The sequence below is a fragment of the Streptomyces sp. NPDC000404 genome, from assembly GCF_040300365.1.
Classification (GTDB): Bacteria; Actinomycetota; Actinomycetes; order Streptomycetales; family Streptomycetaceae; genus Streptomyces; species Streptomyces ramulosus.
The window spans coordinates 209,944-225,838 of record NZ_JBEPDN010000007.1 but is presented as its reverse complement, the minus strand read 5'-3'; the positions used below and the strand labels follow the sequence as shown (position 1 = coordinate 225,838).

The following is a 15,895-nucleotide window of genomic DNA, read 5'->3' as shown; positions in this document are numbered from 1 at the left end:
ACGCCGCGCGTGCCCCTGGAACGTTCCCGGACACGGGACAGGGCGCCCGCTGGGGGATGCGGGCGCCCTGGTTCTCGGGGGGCGGATGCCCCGGGGTGGCCTACCAGTTGGCGGCGGTGGCCGCGTCCGGCTGCCAGTACGTGACCCAGGCGCTGTCGTCGAGGTACGCGGAGCCGCCGGGCAGCGCGACCGGCACCGAGGCGCCGCCGCCCTGTTCGTCGCGGTCGGCCAGGCTGAGGCTGAGCGATGTCCGCTGGTGGCCGTTGGTGCCGCTGCCGTCGCCGGACGAGGTCATGATGCTCGCGTAGCCGGAGGCGCCGGGGGCGAGGGAGAGCACCGACTGCGGCTTGCTCTCCGCCAGCGGGGCGAGCGGCGACTGCGCCTCGTCGAACCGGAGGAACGGGTAGGAGTACAGGTCGCAGGTGGTGCCGGAGGTGTTCTTCGCCTCCAGGAGAAGGTGGTTGACGGGCCGCGGCAGCGCCGAGGCGGTGAGGGTGAGGTCCGCCGGGTCGCAGGCCTTGGGGGCGCCGCCGGCGTCTCCCGGGGGCGGCGTCGTACCGTCCGTGCCGGGGGCGTTGCCGGTGTGGCCGGAGTCCGTGCGGCCGCCGCCGGAGCCGCCGGAGCCGGACGCGGTGGTCTTGTTCTCCTTGCCGGCGCCGCTGCCGCTCGCCTGACCGCCGTCCGCGTGGACCCCGCCGTTCTTGCCGGGCGCGCCGGTGTCGAGGTGGTCCTGCGGCGCCGCGTCGAAGGGCCGGCCGTCGCTGGTCTTGAGCGCGTCGTCCGACTGGCCGCAGGCGGTGAGGGAGAGCCCGGCGACGGCGACGAGACCGGCCGCCGCGAGGCGCATCCCGATCCGCCGGGAGGAGGCCCCGGCCGCGCCACCGGTACGTCGGGTGCGCGGTGCCGACTGCGGCTGCGACATACGTGACATGGCGGTCTCCCCCGGTGGGCGGTGGCTGATGGCCTCTTGCGAGCTGTCCACCACCTTGCCGACCGCCGCTGCCGCGCCGCTAACGCCCGCCTAACGCGACGGGGACGGCGATCCGGGGGCGGTCCGCGGCCTCGCCGGGACCCGGGACCGGGGCGGCGGGCCGGTGACGCGCGGCCGGCCCGCCGCCGGACCCCGGGCCCGGACGCCTCGCGAGGCAGCCACGGGGCCGGGCTCGGGGCACGGCCGCCGGGCCGGGCATCCGAGGCGCACCTCCCCCGACCCGCGCCGCGGCCCCGCTCAGGCCCCCGGCCCGTCCCCCTCCCCGCGCTCGTCGCGCGCGAACAGCTGGGTGAGCGTGCTGATCGTGTAGACGTCGGTGGACTCCTCGTCCACCAGATGCATCTCCGCGAGCCGGTCCAGCGCGTCCTGCGTGCGCTCCTGGTCGTACCCGGCGAGGGCCGCCGCCACCGACGAGTTCAGATGCCCGTCGGCGCTGGTGGCCAGCGCGCTGAGCAGCCGGGCGTCGTCGGCCGACAGCCGGGCCACGGACATCCGCAGCGCGGCCGCGATGCCGGTGTCCTCGGCGGACAGCAGCGCCAGCCGCCGCCGCTCGTCACGCAGCGCCGCGGCCAGCCGGGCCAGCCGCCAGCGCGGCCGGGCCGTCAGCTGCGCGGCGGCGGCCCGCAGCGCCAGCGGCAGCCCGTCGCAGAGCGCGACCAGCTCCTGTGCCGCCGCCGGGTCCTCGGCGACCCGCTCGGCGCCGAGCATCGCGCCCAGCAGAGCCGCGCCCTCCTCGTGGCCCATCGCCTGCAGACCGACGGGCCGGGCCCAGTCGGTGGCGACCAGCCCGTCGAGGCGGCTGCGGCTGGTGACGACGGTGGCGCAGTGCGGGCCGCCGGGCAGCAGCGGCCGTACCTGCGCCGAACCGCGTGCGTTGTCGAGGACGACCAGCAGCCGACGCTCCGCCACCAGCGACCGGAACAGCGCGGACGCCGCCTCGGCGGAGGACGGCACCCGCTCCGGCGGGGTGCCCAGCGCCAGCAGGAAGTCGCGGAGGATCTCGGCGGGCGCCGCCTCGTCGCCCTCCCCGAAACCGCGCAGATCGGCGAAGAGCTGACCGTCCGGGAACGCCGCGGCGTGCTGATGCGCCCACTGCACGGCGCACGCCGTCTTGCCGACCCCGGCCGGACCGGCGACCACCGCGAGCGGACTCTCCTGCGGCGTACGGGCCGTCAGGATCGCGGTGAGCGCCGCGAGCTGGTGCTCCCGCCCCAGGAAGCGGGCCGGCGGCCGGGGCAGCAGCCGCGGCGCCGCGGTGCCCCGCCCGGAGCCGCCCGCGCCGCCGGAGGCCTGGCCGCCCTGTGCGGGCACCCGGGCGCCGGACTGCGCACCGGACGCACCGTCGCCTGTTTCACGTGAAACAGCGGCCGGTTTCGCGGCCGGCCGGGCCTTCTCCGCCCGCAGGATCTCCTCGTACGCCCCGCGCAGCCGCTCGCCCGGATCGACGCCCAGCTCCTCGTTGAGCAGCCGGCGGGTGCGGTGGAACCACTCCAGCGCGTCGGACTGACGGCCCGTACGGAACAACGCCTGCATCAGACCGGCGATCAGCCCCTCGCGCAGCGGGTGATTGACGGCGGCGTTGTAGAGCACCGCCGCGGCCTGTTCGTGGGCGCCGAGCGCGCCGTGGGCGCGGCCCAGTGCCTCGACGGCGGTCAGCCGCCGTTCCTCCAGCGCATGCGCGGCGGCGGCGAACGGCGGGCTGGTGACCGTGCCGGTCAGCGCCGGACCGCGCCACAGCCCCAGCGCCTCCCGCAGCAGCGGCACCGCGTCGGCCGGCGCCTCCTCCGGGCGGGCCAGCGCGACGAGTTCACCGAAGCGGTGGGCGTCGATCAGCTCCTCGGGCAGCCGCAGCAGATAGGCCGAGCCATGGGTGGTCAGCTCGATGCCGTACGCGTCGGCGCCGCCCTGGGCCAGCGTGGCGCGCAGCCGCGAGACATGGCCCTGGACGACGGTACGGGCGTGTTCGGGTGGCTCGTCCTCCCAGAGCGAGTCGATCAGCTGCTCCAGGGGGACGGTGGTGTTGGGCTGCAACAGCAGCAGCGCCAGCACACTGCGCCGTTTCGCCGGCCCGAGCGACAGCTCCCCGGAGCCGGTGGTGACGGCGATCGGGCCCAGCAGTGAGAAGTCCAACTCAGCCCTCCAGGAAGGCCGTCAGGGCGTTCGCGAGCAGGTACGGGTCCTCGGCGCCGCACAGCTCACGTGCCGAGTGCATGGAGAGGATGGCGACGCCGACATCGACGGTGGTGATGCCGTGTCGTGCGGCGGTGATCGGTCCGATCGTGGTGCCGCAGGGCATCGCGTTGTTCGAGACGAACGACTGCCAGGGCACCTCGGCGCGCTCACAGGCGGCGGCGAAGACCGCCCGCCCGTCGCCGTCCGTGGCGTACCGCTGGTTGACGTTCACCTTCAGGATCGGGCCGCCGTTGGGCACCGGGTGGTGTCCGGGCTCGTGGCGCTCACCGTAGTTGGGGTGGACGGCGTGGCCGGTGTCGGAGGAGAGGCAGAGGGTCCCGGCGAAGGCGCGGGCGCGGTCCTCGTACGCGCCGCCGCGGGCGAAGACCGAACGCTCCAGCACCGAGCCGAGCAGCGGGCCGTCGGCGCCGGTGTCGGACTGGCTGCCGTTCTCCTCGTGGTCGAAGGCGGCCAGCACCGGGATGGTGGTCAGCTCGCCGGACTCGGCGGCGGCGATCAGGGCGGCGGTGCCGGCGTGCACGGACAGCAGGTTGTCCATCCGCGGCCCGGCGAGCAGTTCGCGGTCGCGGCCCAGGTAGGCGGGCGGCTCGATGCTGTGGACCATCAGGTCCCAGCCGCGGATCTCACCGGCGGGCAGCTGTGCCTCCTGCTCGACGAAGGCGATCAGATCGCCCTCGTTCACCTCGCCCAGGCCCCAGATCGGCGTCATGTGGCGCTGCTTGTCGAGCTTGAGGCCGTCGGTGTTGACCGAGCGGTCGAGGTGGATGGCGAGCTGCGGCACCCGCAGCAGCGCGCGGTCGATGTTGACGAGGCGGTGGCTGCCGTCCCGCAGCGTGACCCGGCCGGAGAGGCCGAGGTCCCGGTCGAGCCAGGTGTTGAGCAGCGCGCCGCCGTAGATCTCGACGGCGACCTGCCGCCAGCCGTGCGCGCCGGTGTCCGGCAGCGGTTTGACCCGGAGGTTGGGGGAGTCGGTGTGGGCGCCCAGGATGCGGAAGGGGGTGGCGGGTTCGGCGCCTTCGGGGACGTACCAGGCGATGAGCGCTCCGCCCCGCAGGACGTACTTGCCGCCGTGGCCGCCGTCCCAGGCGTCGGTCTCCGCGACCTGCCGGAAACCCGCCGCCGCCAGCCGCGCCGCCGCATTCGCCACCGCGTGGTACGGCGACGGGCTCGCGGCGAGGAAGGACATCAGATCGTCGGTGTGGCCGCGGTCGAAGCGGGCGGAGTTGGTCATGGCTCCAGCATAAGGAGGAGGGCCCCGGGTGACCCGCGCCGATGCGGGCGGACCGGGTGCCGCTCCGTCCTCTTCCGGCCAGGATGCGGGTGTTCGCCGGGGTTGCGCCGTGGGTGCGAACGGCCCTGCGTACAGCGGTGCCCGCCGCCCCGGGGGATGGGGAGGCGGGCACCGCCGGTGAAAGGCGGCTCCGGGTGCGGCCGGATCCGCCGTGGGGTGACAGCGATCAGAACGCCGACTCGTCCAGCTCCATCAGGGACTGGTCGATGCCCTCGGCCAGCGAGCGCTGGACGGAGAGGGCGGGCAGGACGTTGTGCGCGAAGAACTTCGCCGCGGCGATCTTGCCGGTGTAGAACGGCTTGTCCTTGGCGGAGGCGCCGTCCAGCTTCGCGGCGGCGACGGCCGCGCCCTTGAGCAGCAGGTAGCCGATGACGACGTCACCGGAGGCCAGCAGCAGGCGGGTGGTGTTGAGGCCGACCTTGTAGATGGACTTGACGTCCTTCTCGGTGGCGGCGAGGTCGGTCAGCATCGCGCCGACGATCGCCTCCAGGTCGGCGGCGGCCTTGGCCAGCTCGCCGCGGGCGGCGGCCAGCTCCTCGCCGCCGGTCTCCTGGCCCAGGAACTCCTTGATCTCGTTGGAGAGCGCGGTCAGCGCCTGGCCCTGGTCGCGGACGATCTTCCGGAAGAAGAAGTCCTGGCCCTGGATGGCGGTGGTGCCCTCGTAGAGGGTGTCGATCTTGGAGTCCCGGATGTACTGCTCGATCGGGTACTCCTGGAGGTACCCGGAGCCGCCGAAGGTCTGCAGCGACTGCGCCAGCTGCTCGTAGGACTTCTCCGAGCCGTAGCCCTTGACGATCGGCAGCAGCAGGTCGTTGAGGCGGGTGGCGGCGCTCGCGTCCTCGCCCGCGGCCTCCTTGGCGATGATCTCGTCCTGGACGGTCGCGGTGTAGAGCACCAGGGCGCGCATGCCCTCGGCGTACGCCTTCTGCGTCATCAGGGAGCGGCGCACGTCGGGGTGGTGGGTGATGGTGACGCGCGGGGCGGTCTTGTCGGTGAAGGCCGCGAGGTCGGGGCCCTGCACGCGCTCCTTGGCGTACTCCAGCGCGTTGAGGTAGCCGGTGGAGAGGGTGGCGATGGCCTTCGTGCCGACCATCATCCGCGCGAACTCGATGATCTTGAACATCTGGCGGATGCCGTCGTGCTTCTCGCCGAGCAGCCAGCCCTTGGCGGGGTGGTTGGCGCCGAACGTCATCTCGCAGGTGTTGGACGCCTTGAGGCCCATCTTGTGCTCGACGTTGGTGGCGTAGGCGCCGTTGCGCTCGCCCAGCTCGCCGGTCTCCCAGTCGAAGTCGTACTTCGGCACGATGAAGAGCGACAGACCCTTGGTGCCCGGACCGGCACCCTCGGGGCGGGCGAGGACGAAGTGCACGATGTTCTCGGACATGTCGTGCTCACCGGAGGTGATGAAGCGCTTCACGCCCTCGATGTGCCAGCTGCCGTCCTCCTGCTGGACGGCCTTGGTGCGGCCGGCGCCGACGTCCGAACCGGCGTCCGGCTCGGTCAGCACCATGGTGGAGCCCCACTGCTTGTCCACCATCAGCTGCGCGATGCGGTGCTGCTCCTCGGTGCCCTCGTCGTACAGGACGCCCGCGAAGGCGGGGCCGGAGGCGTACATCCAGATCGCCGGGTTGGCGCCCAGGATCGTCTCGGCGAAGGCCCACAGCAGCGAGCGGGGCGCGGTGGTGCCGCCGATCTCCTCCGGGATGCCCAGCCGCCACCACTCGGCGTCCATGTACGCCTGGTAGCTCTTCTTGAAGGTGTCCGGGATCGGCGCGGTGTTGGTCTCCGGGTCGAAGACCGGCGGGTTGCGGTCGGTGTCGGCGAAGGAATCGGCCAGCTCGTTCTCCGAGAGCCGGGCGATCTCCGACAGCACGCTCTTGGCGGTGTCGACATCCATCTCCGCGAACGGACCGGTGCCGTACACGCTGTCACGGCCGAGCACCTCGAAGAGGTTGAACTCGATGTCGCGGAGATTCGACTTGTAGTGCCCCATGGGTACGGCTCCGTATCAGTTCAGCAAGAGAGTGGCGCGTGGCGCCTCGTCGCGAGGTCCTGTGCGGTGGGAGGGCCCCGTCACGCAATTACCAGCAGGTAGCTCCGATGATGCTACCCATCGGTAATAAGAAGCAACCCCTATCCGGCCATCTGTGACGAGCGTCCCCTCCCGACTCAGTACGCTGTGCCGCATGTACGGCTACGACCAGAGTGCGGGTGCAGGGCAGCAGTACGGTGCGCCGCCCCCGCCGCAGCAACCTCCCTCCGGGGGCTACGGCGAGCAGCCGCTGTATCCGGAGCCGTCCCCGCCCTCGCTCGCGGACGCGGTGCGCGCCTTCACGACGGGCTCGATGTCCGCCGAGGACTTCCAGGGGATCTTCTCCACCTCGAAGGTCTACTGCCCGCGCGGCGACAACCCCGGCTTCCTGGCGCTGCACAACACCCAGCAGCCGGTGATCCCGATGTTCACCTCGCTCAAGGAGCTGCGGCGGTACGCGGGCAAGGAGTCCAAGTACTTCGTCATCACCGGCGCCGAGGTGCTCGACCTGCTGCCCACCGGCTACGGCTTCGTCCTCGACATGGAGGGCGACCACCGGATGGTCTTCGACGCGAAGGCCGTGGAGCAGATGGTCGACTTCGCGATGCGCCAGATGTACGGCTGAATCACTCCCGCTGACCGGACCGAAGGGCCGACCCGCACCGTGCGGGCCGGCCCTTCGGCGTGCTGTGGTGCCGGAAAGGCCCGCGCCGGCCTGCGGTGATGTATCGGGGAATGGCAGACGCCTTGCAGGTTGTTCAGCATTCAACTAAGTTGAAACCCGAACGACCGAGGAGGCCGTCATGCCCGCAGTGACCGTTGAGAATCCGTTGACCCTGCCGCGTGTGGCGGCACCCGCCGAGGCACGCCCCCGTCCCGTGCTCGCCGTCTCGACCGCGCCGAGCGGCTTCGAGGGCGAAGGCTTCCCGGTGCGCCGGGCGTTCGCCGGCATCAACTACCAGCACCTCGACCCGTTCATCATGATGGACCAGATGGGCGAGGTGGAGTACGCGCCGGGAGAGCCCAAGGGCACGCCCTGGCACCCGCACCGTGGCTTCGAGACCGTCACGTATCTGATCGACGGCTCGTTCGTGCACCGTGACTCGCACGGTGGCGGCGGCGTCATCAACGGCGGTGACACCCAGTGGATGACCGCCGGGTCCGGTCTGCTGCACATCGAGGCGCCGCCGGAGTCGCTCGTCATGTCTGGCGGGCTCTTCCACGGCCTCCAGCTGTGGGTGAACCTCCCCAAGCGCGACAAGATGATGGCGCCGCGCTACCAGGACATCGGCGGCGGCCAGGTCAAGCTGCTCACCTCCGCCGACGGCGGCGCGCTGCTGCGGCTGATCGCCGGTGACCTCGACGGCAACAAGGGCCCCGGCATCACCCACACCCCGATCACCATGCTCCATGTCTCGGTCAACCCGGGCGCGGAGGTGACCCTGCCGTGGCGGGCCGACTTCAACGCCCTCGCGTACGGGCTGGCCGGGCGCGGCACGGCGGGCGCGGAAGGCCGTCCGTTCCGGACCGGCCAGACGGTCGTCTTCGGCTCCGGTGACTCGCTCACCATCCGGGCGGACGAGAGCCAGGAGTCCCGCAGCCCGAACTTCGAGGTCGTGCTGCTGGGCGGGGAGCCGATCCGGGAGCCGATGCGGCACTACGGTCCGTTCGTCATGAACACCCACGCCGAACTGGCCCAGGCCTTCGAGGACTTCCAGGCCGGACGGCTCGGGACCGTGCCCGCCGAGGAGAGCTGAGCGCGGATCCGGCAGGTGCGGTGAGCGCGGCGCGCTGCTTGTTTCACGTGAAACGGGCGGCGCGCCGCGCCACGTTTCACGTGAAACGCGGGCCGCGCCCGGTCGGCCGGTGGACATGATGGACTGTTCGGGTGCAAAACGACCTGAAGAGAGACCGGCCCCGCGGCGAGCCGCCGCTGCTTCCGATCGCCGCCCGCCGGACCGCCGCCTGGTGTGCGGTGGCACTGCTGGTGGCGGGCGTGATCGCGGTCGGCGTCTGGCTCAGCGTGGAGCTGAGCGCCGCCGTCACGCCCGTACTGCTGGCCCTGCTGGGCAGCGCGCTGCTCGGACCGCTGTACCGGCGGATGGTGGCGATGAAGCTCAACCGCTCGCTGGCCGCCGGGCTGACCTGCGCGGTGCTGGTGATCGTGGTCGGCGGCGCCGGGTACATCGTGGTCAGCGCGCTGGTCGACACCGGCGACCAGATCATCGCCTCGCTCAAGGAGGCGGCCAAGCAGCTCTCCCGGCACTTCGGCACCGCCGGCACCTCCCTGGACGACCTCGCCACCAACGCCAAGACGCTGATCGGCAAGTTCGGCACCACCGCCGCCTCCGGGCTGCTGGCGGGCGTCAGCGTGGTCGGCCAGTTCATCGCGGCGGCGGTCCTCGCCCTGCTGCTGACCTTCTTCTTCCTCCGCGACTCGGGCAAGGCGCTGAGCGCGCTGCGCGACTGGGCGCCCGGTGAGTCCGCGCCGCGGCTGGAGGGCATGGCCCGCCGCGGCTTCCAGGCGATCGAGGGCTTCATGCGCGGCACCACCCTCATCGCGCTGATCGACGCCACCTGCATCACCGTCGGACTGCTGATCCTGGACGTCCCCAACGCCTTCGGGCTGGGCGCGCTGGTCTTCGTCGGCGCCTACATCCCCTACCTCGGCGCCTTCATCTCGGGCGCCGTCGCGATCCTGGTGGCGCTCGCCGAGGGCGGCTTCGTCAAGGCGCTGTGGGCGCTCGGCGTGGTCCTCGCGGTGCAGGTGCTGGAGGGCCATGTCCTCCAGCCGATGATCCAGAGCCGGACCGTCCAGATGCACCCGGCGATCGTCATGCTGGCGATCACCGCGGGCGCCGGGGTCGCGGGCATCCTCGGCATGCTGCTGGCCGTGCCGCTGACCGCCGCCGCCTTCGGCGCACTCCACGAGCTGCGCCGCCACTACGTCGGCTCGGCCACCGCATCACCGGACGCCGCGGACCCGGAGGCACCCGGCTCCGCCCCCGCGTAGGGCGCCCCGGCGGCGTCCGGGCCCGCCGCGCCGCCCGCGTCCTCGTAGATCTCGAACCAGGTCGACTTGCCGTCGCCGCGCGGCTCCACGCCCCACGCACCCGCCAGCAGCTCCATCAGCACCAGGCCGCGGCCCGAGGACGCCAGCTCGCCGGGGCTGCGGCGGTGCGGCAGCTCATCGCTGGCATCCGCCACATCGACCCGCATCCGTCGGTGGCCGGCCGGGCCCGACAACTCGATGACCAGCAGCGCGTCCCCGTCGGTGTGCGTCAGCACATTGGTGACGACCTCGGAGACCAGCAGCACCGCGGCGTCCACCTGCTCCGGATCGGCCCAGTCGTGCAGCACGTCGCGGATCTGCGCCCGCGCCTCGGCGATCCGCTCCGGCTCGGCCTGCGCGACGGTCAGCACCGTGCGGCGCACCGGCCGGACCGTCTCCGGGCCGCCCGCGCCCACCCGGCACGCGGCGGCGTCCCGGGACAGCAGCAGCATCGCGATGTCGTCCTCCCGCCGGTCCACCAGCGGCCCGGTCATGTGGTGCGAGGAGGGGCCGTGGACCGCCTGGACCAGCGCGTCCGCCAGCCGCTCCAGACCCCCGTCGGCCACCCCGTCCGGATGGGACTCGACGACGCCGCGCAGCCGGGCCCAGCCGGTCTCCAGGTCGTGGCCACCGGTCTCGATGAGCCCGTCCGTGCAGACCAGCATCGTCTCGCCGGGCTCCAGGACCAGCCGGGTGGTCGGATAGTCGGCGTCCGGCGTGATGCCCAGCGGCAGCCCGCCCGCGGTGGCGCGGACCAGCATGGTGCCGTCGGCGGTGCGGATCGCCGGCTCGGGGTGTCCGGCCCGGGCGATGTCCAGCAGCCCGGTCGCCGGGTCGACCTCGATGTAGAGGCAGGTGGCGAAGCGCGGATCGACGCTCCCGGCGCCCTCCGTGTCGTTGATGCCACACAGGAAGCGGGAGGCGCGGGAGAGTACCCCGTCCGGGTGGTGGCCCTCCGCGGCATAGGCGCGCAGCGCGATCCGCAGCTGTCCCATCAGCCCCGCGGCCCGGACGTCGTGGCCCTGGACGTCGCCGATGACCAGCGCGGTCCGGCCGGACGGCAGCGGGATCATGTCGTACCAGTCGCCGCCGACCTCCAGACCGCCGCCGGTCGGCACGTACCGCGCGGCGACCGTCATCCCGGGGATGTCCGGCCGCACCGTCGGCATCATGGTGCGCTGCAGCCCGACGGCGAGTTCGTGCTGCGACTCCTGGGCCCCGGCGCGGGCCAGCGCCTGGGCGAGCATCCGCGCGACGGTGGTGAGCACCGCCCGCTCGTCGGGCGTGAAGGCCACCGGATGGTTGAACCCGGCCATCCAGGCACCGATCGTGCGTCCGGCGTTGACCAGCGGCAGGAACGCCCACGAGGTGCGCGCGAAGCGGGCGGCGAGCGGCCAGGCGGTGGGGTAGCGGGCGCGGTACGCCTCGGGCGTCGGCAGATAGATCGCCCGCCCGGTCCGGACGACCTCGGCCGCCGGGTAGTCGGTGTCCGTCGTCATGTCGGTGAAGGGCCGCTCCTCGCCGCCCGGCTGCCCGTGGTGGCCGATCACGGTGAGGCGGCCGCCGACGATGCCGAAGACGGCGAGGCCATCGGGTATGAACCCGGGCATCGACAGCCCGGCCGCCACCCGCAGCACCTCCGCGGTGGACCGTGCCTCGGCCAGCGCCCGCCCGGCGTCCAGCAGGAACGCCTCGCGCGAGCGCCGCCAGTCACCGGTGACGGGGGTGCGGACGGCCGTGGCGTCGGGCTGCGGGTCGGGCACCTCCTGGAGCGTGCCGAGCAGGGTGAAGGTGCCGTCGCGCCGCAGCGGGCGGAAGCGGGAGCGGACGGTGCGCAGCACCCGGCCGTCGGGGTCGACGATGCGCAGCCGGGACTCGGCGAGGCTCCGCTCCGCGACGGCGAGCCGCACCACGCCGTTGATCTCGGCGAAGTCGACCGGGTGGAACCGGGACCGCACGGTCGCCCGGGAGAGTTCCACGGTCCGCGCCGGGAGCCCGAGCAGCCGGGCGGCCTCGGCGTCGAGCCGGACCCGCCCCGAGTCGTCGTCCCAGCGCCACAGGCCGGTCGCGAGGGCGGCGAGGAGATCCTTCGTGCGCATTGCCTCACTTTAAGTGGGTTCCTCCGAGGGCCACCAACACGGTGCGCGGGGCCGGAGCCGTCCCCACCGGCCGGAGGCGGCGCCGGGCCCGCCGCGAGCACCGGGCCGGGACGCGGCGGAAGCACCCGGCCCGACCCCGGAGAACCCGGATCGCCCGCGCACGGCCGCACCCGCCGGCCCACGACCTGCGCATGACGAGTGCGTCGCCCGCCCCGTACCGCCCGCGGCACCGGCCCCACGCCCCGCCCCGTGCCGCCGCCCGCGGCCGGTGTCACGTATATGCCAATCCAGCCGCCGGCCCCGGGCCGGTACCCTGGAGCGGTTATCACATACCCGGGGCGGTCCTCCACGGACGGCAGCGGTTCGGCCACGGACGGGCAGCGTCCGTGTGCGGCCTCCCCACCTCGACTCGCGACGACTTGGATGAGCGATGCATCGGTACCGGTCCCACACCTGCGGCGAGCTTCGGGCCGCGGACGTCGACACGGACGTCCGCCTCAGCGGCTGGCTGCACAATCGACGTGACCTGGGCGGCATCCTCTTCATCGATCTGCGCGACCACTACGGTCTGGTGCAGCTCGTCGCCCGTCCCGGCACCCCCGCCAACGAGGCGCTCTCCTCGCTGACCAAGGAGACCGTCGTCCGTATCGACGGCAAGGTCTCCGCCCGCGGCGCGGACAACGTCAACCCCGACCTGCCGACCGGCGAGATCGAGATCGAGGTCTCCGAGGTCGAGGTGCTGGGCGCCGCCGAGCAGATCCCGTTCACCATCAACGCCGAGGACGGCGTCAACGAGGAGAAGCGCCTGGAGTACCGCTTCCTCGACCTGCGCCGCGAGCGGATGCACCGCAACATCCTGCTGCGCACCGCCGTCATCTCCGCCATCCGGCACAAGATGACCGCGCTCGGCTTCAACGAGATGGCCACCCCGATCCTGTCGGCCACCTCCCCCGAGGGCGCCCGCGACTTCCTCGTCCCCTCGCGGCTGCACGCCGGCAAGTTCTACGCGCTGCCGCAGGCGCCGCAGCAGTTCAAGCAGCTGCTGATGATCGCCGGGTTCGACCGCTACTTCCAGATCGCGCCCTGCTTCCGTGACGAGGACGCCCGCGCCGACCGCTCGCCGGGCGAGTTCTACCAGCTCGACGTCGAGATGAGCTTCGTCGAGCAGGAAGACGTCTTCCAGCCGATCGAGAAGCTCATGACCGAGCTGTTCACCGAGTTCGGCAACGGCCGCACGGTCACCTCGCCGTTCCCGCGCATCCCGTTCCGCGAGTCGATGCTGAAGTACGGCTCCGACAAGCCGGACCTGCGCGCCGAGCTGGAGCTGGTGGACGTCTCGGACGTCTTCGCCGGTTCCGGTTTCAAGGCGTTCGCCGGGAAGCACGTCCGCGCGCTGGCCGTGCCGGACACCGCGGGCCAGTCGCGGAAGTTCTTCGACCAGATGGGCGACTTCGCCGTCCAGCAGGGCGCGAAGGGCCTGGCCTGGATCCGCGTCGGCGAGGGCAACGAGCTGACCGGCCCGATCGCCAAGTTCCTCACCGACGACGACACCAAGGCGCTCGTCGAGGCCCTGGGCCTGGCGCCCGGCCACGCCGTCTTCTTCGGCGCCGGCGAGTTCGACGAGGTCTCCAAGATCATGGGCGCGGTCCGCGTCGAGGCGGCCAAGCGCACCGGCCACTTCGTCGAGGACGAGTTCCGCTTCTGCTGGATCGTCGACTTCCCGATGTTCGAGAAGGACGAGGACACCGGCAAGATCGAGTTCTCCCACAACCCGTTCTCCATGCCCCAGGGCGGCCTTGAGGCGCTGGAGACCAAGGACCCGCTGGACATCCTCGCCTGGCAGTACGACATCGTCTGCAACGGCGTCGAGCTGTCCTCCGGCGCGATCCGTAACCACGAGCCGGACGTCATGTACAAGGCGTTCGCCATCGCCGGTTACGACAAGGAGACCGTCGAGGCGGAGTTCGGCGGCATGCTGCGCGCCTTCAAGTTCGGCGCCCCGCCGCACGGCGGCATCGCCCCGGGCGTCGACCGCATCGTGATGCTGCTGGCCGACGAGCCCAACATCCGCGAGACCATCGCCTTCCCGCTCAACGGCAACGCCCAGGACCTGCTCATGGGCGCGCCCAGCGAGGTCGAGGAGGCGCGCCTCAAGGAGCTGCACCTCCACATCCGCAAGCCCCAGGTGAAGACCCAGGGCTGACGCGCACCGCACACGGGAAAGCCCCCGCGACCTTTCGGAGGTCGCGGGGGCTTTCCCGTGGGTGCCCGCGGTGGCTACGCGTCGTCGCCGCCGCCGAAGCGGGCGCGGTACGCCTCCAGGTCGTCCTCGGTGATCTTCGCGAAGAGGACCGGCGGCACCGTGAACGCCGTCCCCGCCGGGACGAACGCCAGCGCCGCGGCCTCCTCGCCGGTCACCCACGCCGCGGTGTCGTCGGCCAGCGCGAACGCGTCGCGCATGGCCTTCGCGGACGCCGGGATGAACGGCTCGGAGACCACCGCGTAGAGGTGGATGAGGTTCATCGCGGTGCGCAGCGTCAGCGCCGCGGCGTCCTGGTCGGTCTTGATCTCCAGCCAGGGGGCCTTCTCCTCCAGGTAGGAGTTGCCCGCGCTCCACAGGGCACGCAGCGACGCCGCGGCCTTGCGGAACTGCAGCGCCTCCATGTGGCCCTCGTACTCCGCGAGCAGCCGCGCGATCTCCTCGCCCAGCTTCTGCTCGGCCTCGCCCGCCGCGGCGCCGGCCGGGACCTCGTCGCCGAACCGCTTGCGGGAGAAGGACAGCACGCGGTTGACGAAGTTGCCGAGGGTGTCGGCGAGGTCCTTGTTGACGGAGGAGGAGAACAGCTCCCAGGTGAAGGAGGTGTCGTCGGACTCCGGCGCGTGCGCCATCAGGAAGTAGCGCCAGTAGTCGGCGGGCAGCAGCTCCAGCGCCGCGTCGGTGAAGATGCCGCGCTGCTGGGAGGTGGAGAACTTCCCGCCGTAGTAGTTGAGCCAGTTGAACGCCTTGAGGAAGTCGACCTTCTTCCAGGGCTCACGGGTGCCGAGCTGGGTGGCCGGGAACATCACGGAGTGGAACGGGACGTTGTCCTTGGCCATGAACTCCGTGTAGCGCACGTCGTCCGCCTCGTACCACCACGACTTCCAGTCGCGGTTCGCCGGATCGGCGTCCGCCCACTCCTTCGTCGAGCCGATGTACTCGATCGGCGCGTCGAACCAGACGTAGAAGACCTTGCCCTCGGCGGCCAGCTCCGGCCAGACGTCGGCGGGGACGGGGACGCCCCAGTCCAGGTCGCGGGTGATGGCGCGGTCCTGGAGGCCCTCGGTCAGCCACTTGTGGGCGATGGAGGAGGCGAGCGTCGGCCACTCCTTGCTGCCGTTGCCCTCCAGCCAGCCCTCGACCTCGTGCTGCAGCTTCGACTGGAGGAGGAAGAGGTGCTTGGTCTCGCGGACCTCCAGGTCACCGCTGCCGCTGATCGCCGAGCGGGCGTCGATCAGGTCCGTCGGGTCGAGCACCCGGGTGCAGTTCTCGCACTGGTCGCCGCGGGCCTTGTCGTAGCCGCAGTGCGGGCAGGTGCCGACGATGTAGCGGTCGGGCAGGAACCGCTCGTCGGCGTTGGAGTACACCTGGCGGATCGACCGCTCCTCGATGAAGCCGTTCTCGTGGAGCTTGCGGGCGAAGTGCTGTGTCAGCTCGACGTTCTGCTGCGAGGAGCTGCGGCCGAAGTGGTCGAATTCCAGCCCGAAGCCGTCGTAGATCGCCTTCTGCTTGTCATGCTGCTCGGCGCAGAACGCGGCCACCGACTGCCCCGCCGCCTTCGCGGCCAGCTCCGCCGGGGTGCCGTGCTCGTCCGTCGCACAGATGTAGAGGACGTCGTGCCCGCGCTTGCGCATATACCGCGCGTACACATCGGCCGGGAGCATGGACCCCACCATGTTGCCCAGGTGCTTGATCCCGTTGATGTACGGAAGGGCGCTGGTGATGAGGTGTCGAGCCATTGCCGGCTGCTCCCAAGTCGCTACGGTGAGTGAGGAATTGCTTTACGGAACGTCAATATCGTACTGGACCGGGCGGGGGCGATTCACGGGCGTTTCGGCGGGCTTTCCGCAGGCGATGCGGCGGGCGCGGGGTCGTACGGTGCCGCCGTTCCGGTCAGCGGGCGGTGACCGGCCGGCCGGCGTCGTGGCCGTCGGCAGCGGCCCGGGCGCCAGGGCATCGCTCCAGCCCGGTGGCCGTGCC

Annotated in this window: 10 protein-coding genes; 4 read left to right on the top strand and 6 right to left on the bottom strand. The window is 72.1% G+C overall.

The features are described from left to right. Window positions 1–100: 100 nt before the first annotated feature. From ABT345_RS15525 to ABT345_RS15510, 4 genes are all read right to left on the bottom strand, one after another. Window positions 101–931 (bottom strand): DUF4232 domain-containing protein, encoded by an 831-nt coding sequence (locus tag ABT345_RS15525; protein ID WP_345089073.1) that lies wholly within the window; start codon window positions 929–931, stop codon window positions 101–103. 297 nt (window positions 932–1,228) lie between these two features. Further along, on the bottom strand, window positions 1,229–3,121 hold the full coding sequence (locus ABT345_RS15520) for an AfsR/SARP family transcriptional regulator (RefSeq protein WP_345089069.1): 1,893 nt from the start codon (window positions 3,119–3,121) through the stop codon (window positions 1,229–1,231). 1 nt (window position 3,122) lies between these two features. Continuing rightward, the gene (locus ABT345_RS15515) at window positions 3,123–4,415 is read right to left on the bottom strand and encodes a M18 family aminopeptidase (protein WP_345089066.1); all 1,293 of its coding nucleotides are present in this window, start codon (window positions 4,413–4,415) and stop codon (window positions 3,123–3,125) included. A 226-nt stretch (window positions 4,416–4,641) separates the two neighbouring features. Continuing rightward, window positions 4,642–6,468 carry an acyl-CoA dehydrogenase gene (locus tag ABT345_RS15510; protein ID WP_345089063.1) on the bottom strand — a complete coding sequence of 609 codons (1,827 nt, stop codon included), beginning with the start codon at window positions 6,466–6,468 and terminating at the stop codon, window positions 4,642–4,644. A gap of 193 nt (window positions 6,469–6,661) precedes the next feature. Here ABT345_RS15510 and ABT345_RS15505 point away from each other — a divergent pair, with 193 nt between their 5' ends. The 3 genes from ABT345_RS15505 to ABT345_RS15495 all read left to right on the top strand — a co-directional run bounded on the left by ABT345_RS15505 (window position 6,662) and on the right by ABT345_RS15495 (window position 9,520). After that, complete coding sequence (locus ABT345_RS15505; RefSeq protein ID WP_345089060.1) at window positions 6,662–7,132, top strand: SseB family protein; 471 nt, start codon at window positions 6,662–6,664, stop codon at window positions 7,130–7,132. A gap of 178 nt (window positions 7,133–7,310) precedes the next feature. After that, window positions 7,311–8,264, top strand: a complete 954-nt coding sequence (locus ABT345_RS15500; protein ID WP_345089056.1) for a pirin family protein — start codon at window positions 7,311–7,313, stop codon at window positions 8,262–8,264. Window positions 8,265–8,395: 131 nt separating this feature from the next. Further along, a complete protein-coding gene (locus ABT345_RS15495; protein WP_345089053.1) occupies window positions 8,396–9,520 on the top strand; it encodes an AI-2E family transporter in 1,125 nt (374 codons plus the stop codon). Here ABT345_RS15495 and ABT345_RS15490 read toward each other — a convergent pair. Beyond that, window positions 9,451–11,658, bottom strand: coding sequence for an ATP-binding SpoIIE family protein phosphatase (locus ABT345_RS15490; protein WP_345089050.1), 2,208 nt, complete (start codon window positions 11,656–11,658; stop codon window positions 9,451–9,453). The genes ABT345_RS15495 and ABT345_RS15490 overlap by 70 nt on opposite strands. A gap of 430 nt (window positions 11,659–12,088) precedes the next feature. On the opposite strand from ABT345_RS15490, the gene aspS reads away from it, so the two are divergent. Then, entirely contained in the window at window positions 12,089–13,861 is a 1,773-nt protein-coding gene (gene aspS, locus ABT345_RS15485) for an aspartate--tRNA ligase (RefSeq protein WP_345089047.1), read from the top strand. A 74-nt stretch (window positions 13,862–13,935) separates the two neighbouring features. On the opposite strand, the gene metG is transcribed toward aspS, so the two are convergent. Continuing rightward, window positions 13,936–15,654 (bottom strand): methionine--tRNA ligase, encoded by a 1,719-nt coding sequence (gene metG, locus ABT345_RS15480; protein ID WP_345089044.1) that lies wholly within the window; start codon window positions 15,652–15,654, stop codon window positions 13,936–13,938. Window positions 15,655–15,895: the final 241 nt, after the last annotated feature.

What these genes read in the sequence shown, in the direction of transcription:
- aspS (WP_345089047.1), top strand. Translation starts at nt 12,089, where the DNA reads ATGCATCGGTACCGGTCCCACACCTGCGGCGAGCTTCGGGCCGCGGAC.
- ABT345_RS15525 (WP_345089073.1), bottom strand. Translation starts at nt 931, where the DNA reads ATGTCACGTATGTCGCAGCCGCAGTCGGCACCGCGCACCCGACGTACC.
- ABT345_RS15500 (WP_345089056.1), top strand. Translation starts at nt 7,311, where the DNA reads ATGCCCGCAGTGACCGTTGAGAATCCGTTGACCCTGCCGCGTGTGGCG.
- ABT345_RS15505 (WP_345089060.1), top strand. Translation starts at nt 6,662, where the DNA reads ATGTACGGCTACGACCAGAGTGCGGGTGCAGGGCAGCAGTACGGTGCG.
- ABT345_RS15490 (WP_345089050.1), bottom strand. Translation starts at nt 11,658, where the DNA reads ATGCGCACGAAGGATCTCCTCGCCGCCCTCGCGACCGGCCTGTGGCGC.
- metG (WP_345089044.1), bottom strand. Translation starts at nt 15,654, where the DNA reads ATGGCTCGACACCTCATCACCAGCGCCCTTCCGTACATCAACGGGATC.
- ABT345_RS15510 (WP_345089063.1), bottom strand. Translation starts at nt 6,468, where the DNA reads ATGGGGCACTACAAGTCGAATCTCCGCGACATCGAGTTCAACCTCTTC.
- ABT345_RS15515 (WP_345089066.1), bottom strand. Translation starts at nt 4,415, where the DNA reads ATGACCAACTCCGCCCGCTTCGACCGCGGCCACACCGACGATCTGATG.